Genomic DNA, 12,640 nt, shown 5'->3' with positions numbered 1-12,640 from the left:
CAGTCCGACCAAGAGCATGCATGCTGGCAAGTGAGCTGAAAGCAACTCTCAAATCGTGCTGTAGAAATATCGCGTGAAATGAAAGAAGAACGGCGCCGCGAAGCAGAAGGAGTCGAGCCGGTCCAGTATTCCGCCATGACCGGCAATGGCCTGCCCCCAGTCTTTAACGCCGCGATCTCGCTTGATGGCAGACATCACGAGACCTCCACCAAAGCCGGCAAGACAAATCGTGAGCGACATTCCTGCTGCAGCTTGTGGAGAAAATGGGGTCACCCACCAGAGTGCAGTCCCCAGACCAACAGTTAATGTCACACCACCAATCAATCCTTCCCACGTTTTCGAAGGGCTGACCTTGGGGGCGACAGGATGCTTACCGAACAGCTTCCCGCAAACATATTGCAAGACATCGCTCGCCTCACAGATGAGAACAAGGTAGCAGAGAAGTTTGCCGTCGCGTGTCGGATAGTCGGGTATTTCGAGCATTGTCAGGAGTGCCGGGCCATGACTCAGGCAATAAACACAGATCATGAGCCCCCATTGGATAATGGCCGTTCTCGTGAGGAAGTTCTGGACATCTCCAGCAGCCGCACTGCGAATCGGGAGAATGAGGTACACATAGACCGGGATAAAGATTGAAAAGAACGCATACCAGTGGATTCCAAGAATGATGTACTGAATGGGAAGAACGACAAAAAATGCCCAGAACAACGCGCGATGATCGCCCAGTCGTGTGGGTGTCAGTGTGAGAAATTCACGAAGTGCGAGTAATGAAAGTAATCCAAACAGCACCACCACCACGATCGGGCCTGAAAGTACTGCTCCCAGAAAAACCAGGATCATGAACCACCAGGCCACGATGCGGGAATTGAGATTTTCAATCGTCTTCGTGGGACCGCATTGCCACCGGAGAATCAATCCCACCAGGCTGGCGCAGCCTAATGCCATGAATGTACCGATGATTAACCAGCCGAGTTCGCGATCAGGCCAATTCATTCGCAAAAGCCTCGGCTGAGTGTAGAGGGGTGTTATCCAGAGGTTCCATCAACGTTTGCTGCATGAGCGCGACAATACTTTGCCTGGCGCGATTGAGAAAATCGTGCCTGCCCTCGGATGCGATCCATCCTAATGGTGCTCCAAATGTGGCTCGTGCAATGATGGGTAACGGGATGAACTCACCCTTGGGCAGAATTCGATTGAGGTTTTCGAGGTAAACCGGAATAAACTCCACATGTGGCAAATCGCGGGCGAGATGGTAAAGCCCACTCTTGAATTCCTGAATCTGTCCATCCGGCGAACGCGTTCCTTCTGGAAAAACAATCACTGAAGCACCGTCTTCAATGGCCTGCCGAATGAACGTCACCGGATTGTTGCGAGCCGTAGGAAGTTGACGATCAATCAGAATCGCATTCATCACGCGGCTGGCAATAAATCGCCTGATAGGCCCGGCCGTCCAGTAGTCTTGAGCAGCCACAGGACGAGTCGTTGACCGGCAAATCGAAGGCAGCGAGGCCCAGATTGCTGGGGCATCGAGGTGACTGGTGTGGTTAGCAAAATAGACGCGAGGTTCGGCTGAAGGAAGACAGCCTTGCCATTCAGCGCGAAGTCCAGTCAGCAGTCGCAGGCATGCGGCAGAAATCTGTTGCATGTTTCTACTCTCCTTCCTGCCGTGGGGCTGCGGCTTGAGCATCTGCCTCCGCACCTGGAGTGCTTTCCAGAATCACAGCAATATTTCTCGCCCGACGAAAAATGGTGATCAGGCTCCCCAGAGCGATGATGATCAGTGACCATGTCATGATCCAGCCATGAAGCGAGGTCGCCACAAAAATTGCCTCCCCTACACAGGCTGTCGTCAGTAACGCCATACGTTGGGGTTTTGCCATGGGGCCTTCAAAGTGCTGACCGGCACCTGTGGAAGCACCGAGAGCCCGGACATAAGCCGTAATAATCGCCAGAGCAGCCGCCAGCCAGCCGACATCGACCACCCAGGGCATTGCCGAAACATAATAGCCAGCCCCGGCGAGTGAGAGGGCATCTGAAAATCGATCCGGGATCTCGTTAAACAGTTCGCCGGATCGCGTCGACTTTCCCCCTTCGACAGCAACCATTCCATCAAAAAGATTGCAGAGCAGCCGACACTGTATTCCCAGTGCTGCCAATAAAAGGCAGGCGATCTGAAGAGACAGCATTTCACTTTGTCCACCGAGAATCAGTGCGAGTGCAGCCAGAACAGAGAAGCCAATGCCTGCGACTGAAATCGTATTCGGTGCAATATTCCACGTGGTCAACAGGTGAGCAAAACGCCCAGCCCAACGCGTCTTGCGAACTTCCAATGGTCTGCGGGAGAGGGGAGGCTCTGTCGGAGTCGATGTGTTCAAAAGACTCTTTCGCCATGCGAGGAACGGTCAATGGTCTCAGCAACAGATCACATCATGAGGAGACCACTGATCATTGCACAGTGAGAGTCGCGAATGCAAGCTGGATATTCCATGGTCTTTGTAAGGCCATCAAACGGGCATAGACAACTCGATTATGATTGAGACGAGGATTGACCATCATCGATGATCTGTTTCAATCCCTGCAGAGATTGATCGAGCTGAATTGTGAGTTCTGGCAGGAGAGCGCGGGAGGTTTCAAAATCTCCTGCAGCAATCAGTTTCTCGATCCTGGAAGCGGTCGCTTCACAGCGCGTGCAGCCAACTGTTGCCACCAGGCCTTTCAGACTATGGGCATGCCGGTGAGCTGATTCGAGATCTTCGAGTGCTAGCGAGTTCTTCAGGTGCCCCAGCACAATCGGGGCATCCGTGATTGTCATCGAGGCGAGTTCTTCTGCCAGATCCCAGAGACCACCGAGGCGTTCCATCATCGATTTGAAGTCAATTTCGTGGCGATAATCTGTCACTGGAAATCCTTAAATCATCTGACAAACGAATCAATGGCAGGAGCTCAACGCGGAGGATCGATGGAGACATTCTTGTCGAGATTGATCCCGAAAGCGGCAATTCGATCACGCACTTTACCGCGAGTGATCCCCAGGATTTCAGCCGCTTTGGATTGATTGGCCTGGCTGGCCTGCAGCACACGGGTCAGGAGATACTTCTCCATCATTTCGAGAGCTTCGGCATAAAGATTGGTCGAACCGGCCTGAAGCCTGGCTTCAATCAACTGGCCGATGTCCGAACTGGGCAGGTCGCTCATTCCAGAAGCCTGGGCATGCGTCGGGAGCATCCCATTTGGTACATGAGCAGCACCCGCAACAGACGAGTCTTCCGGAAGTTGCGAAAGAGGTCGCACTCCGGCAGTGGAAGAGGGATCTCGGCTGATCGATGCCGGGGAGTTCTCTGGAAAGAAAACCCGGTTCGTCACTTCTTCACGGGGAACAGCCTGGTAGTCGAGAATCGCTGCGGGCAGAAAATCGGGAACGATCACGGGCCCCGTACATTTGAGAAGGCATTGCCTCACAACACTTTGCAATTCTCGAATGTTCCCCGGCCACGGGTAGGCCATGAGCAGTGCCAGTGCATCAGGTGAGAGACCTTCAACATCTGGCTTATCCAGTTCTCGCCTGGCACGGGAAAAGGAGTATTTGAGGAGCAGTGGAATATCCTCGACTCGCTCTCTGAGTGGCGGCAAAGAGATCGTGACCACATTCAGCCGGTAGAACAGATCGGCACGAAAGCGGCCATCCTGCACCATCTGCTCAAGGGGACGATTGGTGGCAGCGACCAGACGGACATTCGTCTCGATGGTATCGTTGCTGCCAACTCGTTCAAACCGCTGCTCTTGCAGCAAGCGGAGAACTTTGCCCTGCGTTAAGGGAGACATATCGCCCACTTCGTCAAGAAACAACGTACCACCATTGCACTGTTCGAACTTGCCGATTCGGCGACGATCCGCACTGGTGAAGGCTCCTTTCTCATGCCCGAAAAGTTCAGATTCCAGCAATGTATCTGGCAAGGCGGCGCAGTTGACGGCCATAAACGGGCGCGTCGAGCGGCTGCCAAATTGATAGATCGCCCTTGCGACGAGTTCTTTCCCGGTACCACTCTCTCCGCGCACCAGGACTGTGACATTCTGTTGAGCGACACGACCAATTTCTTTGAAGACTTCCAGCATCCGCGGGCTGCGACCGACAAAAAAGTCGCCCTGGTCGCCGGCTTTATCATCGTCAGTCACCGAGACCGCGACCGGGACACTCATCAGCCTTCGCGTTTCCAACGCTTTGGAAACAAGCTGCTGCAACTGGGCCAGATGCAATGGCTTGGCCACATAGTCGTACGCCCCCAGGCTGATGGCACCAATCGCCGATTCACTCGCCGCATCAGCCGTAATGAAGACGACTGGTAATCGCCGGTCGAGATCTTTAATGCGCTGGAACAACTCCATGCCCGACGTTTGCGGGAGCACCAGATCCAATAGCACGACAGAGGGTTTCAGTGTGCGAATGGCTTCAAGGCCAGCCTGTGCTGTCGTGACTCCCTCGACATGAACGTCTAACGGTTCCAGCGCACGAGAGATCTGCAACAGAATTGTACGGTCATCATCAATCACCAGCACAGTTGACGTCACTGTTTTCAAACTTTCTATAGTCGGGGTTTTCCAGGCTAACTGGCGAATCATGTTCGAGTGGGAACCATCAATCATTCCCGGCAACATGCTTGGTTCAGCAGGGCCCCTGATTCATTTTGATGAGCATATTGCGACTGACTACGGATGCGAAAAGATTGTCTTCCCCCTGGGTTGAGACATACCAGTTCCTGATGCTTCCGCAGTGGATAATGTCCCTGACGGGAGCGAATTGGACAATCCCTCGGATTGCGGCTGGATAACTTTCAAAGCTCGTTCAATGACTCGAATGTGGATCAAGCTGGCTTTGAAACTTTCGCCATCAGCAGTACATGGCCAGGGTTCTTGAGAGGTGATCGTAACGGATTTTCCACAGCTCGTGTGAATCAGCGGATGTTCGGGAGCTTCTCCACGGAAGTAACTGGCGGGGAGCGAAACGAGTTCCGTGGGTGGGCCATCGGCAATCGCCAGAAGATTTAATGTGCCATCAAAAGGTGTGGCATTCGCAGCGACCTCCTGGCCACCGCCCGAGTATTTGCCATTCGCCACAAAGAGATTGAGCCACGACTCGCCTGCAATCTTCTGGCCATCAACTTCAATCTGGCCGTGGTAAACCTGCAGATTGACTACGACATCCACGACTCCTCGCAGGTAACACAAGGGACCCCAGCGGGCTTTGATCTCCTCTGTCAGGTTTTCGAGGTACTTTCCGGTATTCCCTGCTGTCAACATGTTCAGAGCCACCCGCGAATGACCATCTGCCTCAAGTTCCAGCAGGTCGCAATCGATGAGATCACCCTGTTCAATGGCTTCCCAGGCGGCCATCGGTTCAAGTGGTAAATTTAATGTACGAGCAAAATCATTCCCGCTCCCAAGAGGGAGAATTCCAAAGGAGAAAATTCGATCGGAATGAGACTGTTGAGATGCATAAACCCGACCGGCAACCGTACTGGCAGTGCCATCGCCCCCAGCCGCAATCAAACACTGAAAACCATCATCAAATGCCTGCTGGACTAATTGATCCAGAGTTTGCCCGCTAGCGGTGGAGTAGAATCCAATCTGAGAATTCTCTCGAAGCTGCTGTTCCAACTCTCTGGCATGAGCGATGGATCCGGCATGTGCATTCCAGAGCACAGCTTTGCGAGTCGGGATGGGCATAACCATATCTTTTTGTCTGGCGCAAGTTCCGAATTTATCGTGTTGCCAGTTTATGAAGTCCCATGACAAGGCGTCATTCGATCGAAAGTTACCGTTGGCATTTTGTCTTATCGATAGCACACGATATGCAACGAACATGCCAGAGTGACATTTTCAGCAGGAGTGAGCCAGAAGCAGTCGAATTTGAGTGAGCCATCACACGACTGATCGCTGAACGCTCACTCTGGTGGATGATCCTCCAGAGTCCTCTTTAGCACCGCTGATGAGTAAGTTTAGCCCTCGTGAATAGAAGGATTCGCAAAATGAGCGCGTGCCTCCTGGCAATCGCGGTGAAGCTGCGCCAGCAACGCCTCTTTATCCGCGAATTTCGTCACCCCGCGAATACGGGCCTGCAGATCGACAGAGAGCATCCGGCCATATAAATCGCCGGTGAAGTCGAGAATATGGACTTCAATCTTTGATTCCTGCTCGCCAAACGTCGGGTTGGGCCCAATGTGAATTGCCGCCGGATAGTTTCGATCGAGGCGAACTCGACCCGAATAAACACCATGCGCAGGAATCAGATTGGGGCATTGCGTGAGATTCGCTGTCGGGAAGCCAATCGTACGACCGCGCTGCATCCCTGTCCCCACGAGACCACTGATTTGATAAGGATGCCCCAGCAGATCGACAGCTTCTTTCATCTGTCCCGCACTGAGGAGTGAGCGAATCACACTGGAACTGACCAGTTGATCCGCCACAAGAATCGGCGGGACAATGTCCAGTGAAAGCCCCGTTTTCTCGCACAATTGTTTCAGGAGCGTGATATTCCCTTCGCGTTCCCTGCCGAAAAAGAAGTTCGGCCCCTCGATCAATCCACGGGCATTCAAGGTTTCGATAATGATTTGCTGAAAAAAGTCACTGGCGGAAAGTCTGAGGAGTTCGTGGGTTGTTCGGCAGACCAGCACTTCATCAGCACCGTAGCGTTTGAGCAATTCGACGCGATGCTCCAGCGTCATCAAACTGGGAGGGGCACCACTGGGTCTGAGAAGTTCCCAGGGATGGGGATCAAATGTCATTGCTAAAGCCCTGCCCCCCAGCTCTCGCGCACGCTGAGCAAGCAACGCCATCATGGCCTGATGCCCGCGATGAACACCATCGAAGTTTCCAATCGCTACAAAACCGCGACGGCATTCTGGAGTGAAAGAGATCAGTTCTGTGGGCAATTGTGGCAAGTTGTTTGCAGCCAAAAGTCGCCTTTCCCTCATGCCAGTCAATCTAAGTGCCATGCTTGCAGCTCTGGGCAAGCATGTCTTCACAACCAACAACGCGCCGAGTTTTCCACGGAGAAGTATTAAAGGACAGGTTCAGAACGTGAGCGGTGTTTGAAAAAAGCTGTTGAAGTATGCCTGCTTCGAGCCGCACGCCACGATTCTAGTCACGATGAACTCCAGAGTTGCCGATTTTGTCCAGCGCAAACTATTCCTGAGGAATCAGTACTTCCGTCAAGACACGTCCATCGGTTTGCGGGAGTTTGAGTTTCAACAGATGGGCAATGGTGGGAGCAACATCGACATTTCGAACAATGCCCGGGCTATTTTCCGTGCCAAAACTGGCACCGGCCCGAATACCGCGACCAGCCATCACGAGGATGGCGTTCATTTTCGGATTGGTCGAAAGAAAACCATGCGTACCCAAGGTTGTGTCGCTTTCGACAATCGTTTCATCGCCTGTGGCGACAGCGCTGAAGCCATATCCATCTTTGGCAACAAGAATCAAATCGGCCATGCCGGGATGATCCGCAGGATCTGGAAGACCATAGGCCGCGAATTCCGCAGGTTGCAGAATCGACAAGATACCTTCGGAGTCTTTGAACAGCTCGACGACTTTCTGCCGGTCGGCAGCTTTGGATTCGGGAACAGTCAGGAAGACCATGGCAATCCCACCTTCAGGGATGGCGTAAGCCCGGGCGGAATCCACCCGGTTTCCGGATGTCGTTAACAGACCGGCCTGTTTCAGTTTGACATTCGGACGGATCGATTGGGGAATCGAAATAAATCCATGGTCAGCGGTGACAATGATCGTCGTATTCCCGGCGTTTCCCGAAGACTCGATCGCATCCAGAATCCGGCCGAGGCAGGTATCGATGTACGCCACAGCGGCATCGCCACCGGGAGTTCTTGGGCCATATTTGTGATGGACGCCATCCACATTCAAGAGATGGATCGTCATGAACTGTGGCATACGGTGGCGAATCACGTAGGTCGCGGCAGCCGTCCACATGTCATCGCGGACTGTTCCGCTGTATTTATAAAAATTCTTGATGAGTTCATCAGTGAGTATCTGATTTTGCTTGAGGTCGCTGATCAGCCCCGGAGTCGATGATTCAAAGAACTCGGGAACATCGGGCATGTTGTCGTCGACCGCATCGATATTTCGAGTACAAGGCCAGTTAATCCCTGCCGTCGCCAGCCCGGCTTGCTTGGCAAAATCAAATAAAGTCGGCACAGCAACAAGTTCGCGGCCATCTTTTTTAGCTTCGGTCTTTGGTGGCAACCCCAGGCCCGGTCGTTGCAGGACACCATTGAAGAGGACGCCATGAGTTGCCGGGTAAACGCCGGTGATCAACGTGGTATGGTTGGGCCAGGTGACCGAAGGATTCGCCACGATCATGCCTTCGGCAGCCACTCCCTGCTGAGCCAGCCTTCTCAGATTCGGCAGCGAAACGGCCGGGTCTCTCAGAAATGTGGCGGGTAACCCATCGAGAGTGATCAGGACGACCGAAGGTTGACCTTTGGCCGGTGCTGTTTTCACTTGAGCGATCGGGCCATCAGCCAGCACTTGAGTCACCAGCTTAGGCAGTAACTGCGAAGCCAGAACGAGTGCCAGCAGACTCCAGAAGACACCTTTTAAAGCGAGGCCAGTCCCACACAAGTGAAAAGATCTGCGATTGAGTCTCGGCATCGTCTTGAGCTTTACCCTGAAGGTTTGGGAAAGACCGGGAAGCAGGCCGTCCTGCAGATTCACCGCCAATAACGATTCTTGCCGTCAATGAAGATTCTTGCCATCAACAACGATCTTAACGGTGGGCAGGAAAATTGCGGTGAGACTGAATCCGGCTGGTAAGGCCAATCATTGCGGGAGGAGGGACTCGAACCCACACGCCTTGCGGCACCAGATCCTAAGTCTGGCGCGTCTGCCAATTCCGCCACTCCCGCGAGTATGGCTCGAACAGTCTAATTGAATCTTCTTCCCCTGCCAAATCACTTGATTCGCAATTCACCGAACAGCAAGTTCGCGGCAGGCAGTCGAAAAGCCGTCAAAACTGGCATTAGGCTCCCAATTGGCGGCGCAGATCGTCAAGAGCGTCCTTCAGTGCCGACACCTGTGCTTCCAGCGCACTCAGGCGGCTTTTCATCTCTTCGTGAGACTCCTCCAGTCGGTGGATCGCCGAATTCGTAGCCACTGCAGCCGGCACAGGCTGACTGCCACTCTTGTCGCTGACACTGTGCCCGCCCACACTCGGAGAGACTGACTCAACCTTGTTGGTTATCGCTGGTACTGGCAGTTCATCGGCGAGTTGTGCGAGCGGTTCGTGATTTTCGCCCGGTGCGTAAAGATTATGATCTACCTCTACTCCACGTCGGTCGAGCGGGCCATTGGCACGTATCCACTGGCGATCTAACAGACCTTTCAGTTGGGTCTTCAATTCGTCTTGAGAATCAATCGCACACATCCGGCTGGCGCGAGTTCTCAACTCTCCCAGTTGCTGGCGTCCGCGTAAAAGTAGTTCCGTCAGGATGGCCAGTTGTGGCTCGCTGATGGAAAGCTTCTGGCGGCAATAGTGTCGATAACGCTCGGTGCGACCCGTTTCCGTCTGAATAAACGCTACCAGCCCCATCTCGCGCAGTTCATCAAGAACCTGATAGACGGCATCTTCCTCGTAGTTGGAAACTGGCTCGCGATTGTTCTTCTGGTTACAGCCAGTCACTGTGGCCTTGAGGGTCAGCGGATACTGTTCAGGAGTCGTAATCCCCTTTTCAATCAGCGTGCCGAGAACTCGTCGCTGCTTTCTCGAAAGCGATTTGAGGGGAAAAACTTCTGTGTGGGAGGTGTCCATGCCGAAAACCCTGTCCTCTGGATGTACTGATCAGTTGAAGCTCTTTGAGTATTGCTGCCTCTTTCCCCGCGTCGTTGCCACCGCATTCTGACGCAACCTCTGCCCCCTTGCCAACATCAGTCTGCTGATGAACCCACGAGGATTTCCAGGATCCTGACGAGTTTCTGGCAGGCGGAAATCTCCCCTTGACCCTTTGGCGACGTTCGACAACAACCAGTGGCAAAATCTGTCGAGATCGATTGAGGCAGACGTGCAAGGCCCGGCTGAAACGATGGGGCCGCTGGAGGCAACATGCCCAGGTTCTGGCCATTTGCAAATCGTTTGCCTGCTGCATTGCCACCGACATGCAAGGCCTGGGTGCTGAATGTCATGAGTCGCACCGGGATACGCCTCGGCATGTCGGCTCTCTTTCTTTCCACCAACGACCCCGCATATGCCAACGATCAATTGGCCGGGGCCAGGGCCCTCGAAGAACTGGGGTGGGAAGTCATCGATTCCCGATTGCTCAATCAGAAAACTCATCGACCAATCGTCACCACGGAGTCGGCACCTGCTGTGCTGGCTCATCCAGGTTTTACGCCACCACACTCGGCTTTGACACCACACTCCGGGGCGATCAATGACCACTTGTTTTGTAACGATCTCGACGAACTCCAGAAATTTGATCTGATTGTTCTGCCGGGTGTCATCGATGGAGAAAACCTGCTCTCGCGCCGGTTGCGATTGCAGACCGCGAGGTGGCTGTCACTGCTGGCTCCGGGAGGATTTTTTGTTATCCCCCAGTTACCGATTTCAACACAGGGAGTTTCGATACAGGAAATATCGGCAGAGAGAATTTCGGCAGAGGGAACTTCCACAGAGAACCATGGTCTGGAGTGTTACCTTCGTCATCTCACCTGCTTTCCCGGGGATGTCCAGGTTTTGCAGGAACAGCCGCGATGGCGGGACATTTTCTCGGCGGCCGGCCGGCGGAAGTCTGCCCATGGGCAAAAGCTCTCCACGGCATCATCACCTGTAAAAACAGAGGGATTGGAAAACACCTCCCAGCGAAATCATGCTCATCTGGTGCTGCAGATTCCCCCGATTTCTCACAGTTTGAGTGATTGGGAAAATTACGTTGAGAAAGGCTTACTCACAGAAATGGCGGCCTGTTGTCCTGGCCATCAGCAACTCACCCATCAGCAAGTCAACATTGCCGCAAGTGATCGGCAAAATCGCGTGGCTGCCGGGGCAAGCTCTCCAGAAAAGAGCCCCTTCTTCAATGAGCGCCGCAAGGCTGCCTGATCAAACGCAGCTTTTCTCGCAGCCTCTTTGTGGCGACTTGCATGTCGAATCCACTCGGGCCCACTATCATGCGGAGGGTTGCCTGATGGAGCAACTTGACCGATGATACGTGTGCAGACTCTGTTGCGAGAGGCTTTTCAGGTTGTGAGAAGCTTCTCGAATTCTCTCAACTGTCGCCAGGAATGATCCTCATGAAGCTGCTGTTGCCTATCATTTTCGCCGTGATGACGGGTTTGTTCTGGGGGACTTATGGCCCAGCCGTCGGTTTAGCACGAGAAGCACTTCCCGGAGATAAAAGCCCGTTCAAACCATATTTGATGATTGGGCTGGCTTACCTGGTCTGGGGTGTGATTGGCGGTGCCGTGGCCATGCGCGCCACGGGGGCGACATTTACCTACAATGGCGGACAGGCGACCTGGGGCTTTATTGCCGGTTCGCTGGGAGCGTTTGGAGCATTGTCGTTGACGATTGCCATGTTCTCCGGGGGGATGGCGATGCCCCAGGTTGTGATGCCGATTGTCTTCGGCACGGCAGTCTCCGTCAGTGCGATTGTGGCGACGTTGACCATTAAAAATGTCGAAGTGAATCCCATGCTCTATGTCGGGATTGTGGGGATGGCCATCTGCATTGTGATTGTGGCCTATTTCACGCCTCACCCCAAAAAACATGGCCCACCCCCAACTCCTGCAGCACAGGTTACAACTCCTACGACCAGTCACCAGGCCTGATGGAATTGGATTCCCGACGACCGCCGTCGACCGAACAAGACTTTGTGGAGCATACCTGCGGATCGATGCAGGCATGCTCCACAGTCTTTTGTGGCGAATCATCGTGACCACAATTCCGGCAGAGTGGCCCAGATGTGGCTTTGAATCTCTGGGTGACGAAAGTCACAAGAAAGTCCCTGCAAAACTCCACATAAGTTGCGTATCCAGAGAGAACAATTCTCTGTGCCATGCTCACGGCTCGGAGTGAGCATGCTGGAGTTGTGGTTGAGATTGACCGTCGGAAGTAGAAAACACATGCTTGCACAGAGCCGCATGCATGGCAAAGAGGTTGAGAATTTTGAATACTGAGCGAGTCATACATGCCTAGTCGAACGGATCGTACTTGTCTTCAGGCCGGCGCGACTCGAGATAATGTCGGGCCCCGCCGATCAACCAGCAGATCAGTGCCGCCACGACCCCCACAGGAACCAGAAATAGTCCCATAAAGACAAAGGCAATGATGGCGATCCCCATACCGGCCACAAAGGGAAACTCACCTCCACTGCTGATAGTGGCCCACAGAACGGACAGAGGGAATATGGCCACAATCGAGAAAACTCCAGCCATGACGGCACGCCCAAGAGCGGGCCATGGTTCGCAGCGGCAAACCACGAACCATCCCAGCGCACCCATCGCTCCCACGAACAGGCTCGACCCCCATGATCCCGCCGTCGATCCTGATCGCAGCGAGCGCGGCAACACCCCCAGATCGGCCACAAACCACACCAGAGTGTAGACCAGCATCACAATCAAAAGCTGGATGATCTGT

13 protein-coding genes and 1 tRNA gene are annotated in these 12,640 nt (G+C 53.7%); 2 read left to right on the top strand and 12 right to left on the bottom strand.

Annotation, left to right across the window (positions count from 1 at the left end; all coding sequences use genetic code 11):
- Nucleotides 1–48: 48 nt before the first annotated feature.
- The 11 genes from A6X21_RS00680 to A6X21_RS00630 all read right to left on the bottom strand — a co-directional run bounded on the left by A6X21_RS00680 (nucleotide 49) and on the right by A6X21_RS00630 (nucleotide 10,218).
- Complete coding sequence (locus A6X21_RS00680) at nucleotides 49–993, bottom strand: phosphatidate cytidylyltransferase (protein WP_068845274.1); 945 nt, start codon at nucleotides 991–993, stop codon at nucleotides 49–51.
- Nucleotides 980–1,645: a lysophospholipid acyltransferase family protein gene (locus A6X21_RS00675; protein WP_068845272.1), complete on the bottom strand. Its 666-nt coding sequence runs from the start codon at nucleotides 1,643–1,645 to the stop codon at nucleotides 980–982. The genes A6X21_RS00680 and A6X21_RS00675 overlap by 14 nt, the downstream gene beginning before the upstream one ends.
- Before the next feature lie 4 nt (nucleotides 1,646–1,649).
- Nucleotides 1,650–2,375: a CDP-alcohol phosphatidyltransferase family protein gene (locus tag A6X21_RS00670; protein WP_068845270.1), complete on the bottom strand. Its 726-nt coding sequence runs from the start codon at nucleotides 2,373–2,375 to the stop codon at nucleotides 1,650–1,652.
- Nucleotides 2,376–2,527: 152 nt separating this feature from the next.
- Nucleotides 2,528–2,899, bottom strand: a complete 372-nt coding sequence (locus A6X21_RS00665; protein WP_068845268.1) for an Hpt domain-containing protein — start codon at nucleotides 2,897–2,899, stop codon at nucleotides 2,528–2,530.
- A gap of 44 nt (nucleotides 2,900–2,943) precedes the next feature.
- Nucleotides 2,944–4,617, bottom strand: a complete 1,674-nt coding sequence (locus A6X21_RS00660) for a sigma-54-dependent transcriptional regulator (protein WP_240490132.1) — start codon at nucleotides 4,615–4,617, stop codon at nucleotides 2,944–2,946.
- Between the two features lie 87 nt (nucleotides 4,618–4,704).
- Nucleotides 4,705–5,721 (bottom strand): diacylglycerol/lipid kinase family protein, encoded by a 1,017-nt coding sequence (locus A6X21_RS00655; protein ID WP_068845267.1) that lies wholly within the window; start codon nucleotides 5,719–5,721, stop codon nucleotides 4,705–4,707.
- 272 nt (nucleotides 5,722–5,993) lie between these two features.
- On the bottom strand, nucleotides 5,994–6,950 hold the full coding sequence (locus A6X21_RS00650) for a bifunctional riboflavin kinase/FAD synthetase (protein WP_068845265.1): 957 nt from the start codon (nucleotides 6,948–6,950) through the stop codon (nucleotides 5,994–5,996).
- Between the two features lie 229 nt (nucleotides 6,951–7,179).
- Nucleotides 7,180–8,664 carry an alkaline phosphatase family protein gene (locus tag A6X21_RS00645; protein ID WP_083233289.1) on the bottom strand — a complete coding sequence of 495 codons (1,485 nt, stop codon included), beginning with the start codon at nucleotides 8,662–8,664 and terminating at the stop codon, nucleotides 7,180–7,182.
- A gap of 172 nt (nucleotides 8,665–8,836) precedes the next feature.
- Nucleotides 8,837–8,918, bottom strand: a tRNA-Leu gene (locus A6X21_RS00640).
- A 113-nt stretch (nucleotides 8,919–9,031) separates the two neighbouring features.
- Complete coding sequence (locus tag A6X21_RS00635; protein ID WP_068845264.1) at nucleotides 9,032–9,820, bottom strand: YceH family protein; 789 nt, start codon at nucleotides 9,818–9,820, stop codon at nucleotides 9,032–9,034.
- 116 nt (nucleotides 9,821–9,936) lie between these two features.
- Complete coding sequence (locus A6X21_RS00630) at nucleotides 9,937–10,218, bottom strand: hypothetical protein (RefSeq protein WP_068845261.1); 282 nt, start codon at nucleotides 10,216–10,218, stop codon at nucleotides 9,937–9,939.
- Between A6X21_RS00630 and A6X21_RS00625 the strand changes: the two genes are divergently transcribed.
- Both A6X21_RS00625 and A6X21_RS00620 read left to right on the top strand, forming a co-directional pair.
- The gene (locus A6X21_RS00625) at nucleotides 10,217–11,104 is read left to right on the top strand and encodes a hypothetical protein (RefSeq protein ID WP_068845260.1); all 888 of its coding nucleotides are present in this window, start codon (nucleotides 10,217–10,219) and stop codon (nucleotides 11,102–11,104) included. The genes A6X21_RS00630 and A6X21_RS00625 overlap by 2 nt on opposite strands.
- Before the next feature lie 191 nt (nucleotides 11,105–11,295).
- A complete protein-coding gene (locus A6X21_RS00620; RefSeq protein WP_068845308.1) occupies nucleotides 11,296–11,832 on the top strand; it encodes a hypothetical protein in 537 nt (178 codons plus the stop codon).
- 363 nt (nucleotides 11,833–12,195) lie between these two features.
- Here the strand turns inward: A6X21_RS00620 and A6X21_RS00615 are convergent, their stop codons facing one another.
- Complete coding sequence (locus tag A6X21_RS00615) at nucleotides 12,196–12,615, bottom strand: hypothetical protein (RefSeq protein WP_068845258.1); 420 nt, start codon at nucleotides 12,613–12,615, stop codon at nucleotides 12,196–12,198.
- Between the last annotated feature and the right edge of the window lie 25 nt (nucleotides 12,616–12,640).

The sequence above is a fragment of the Planctopirus hydrillae genome, from assembly GCF_001707835.1.
Classification (GTDB): Bacteria; Planctomycetota; Planctomycetia; order Planctomycetales; family Planctomycetaceae; genus Planctopirus; species Planctopirus hydrillae.
This window is presented reverse-complemented; position numbering and strand designations above follow the sequence as displayed.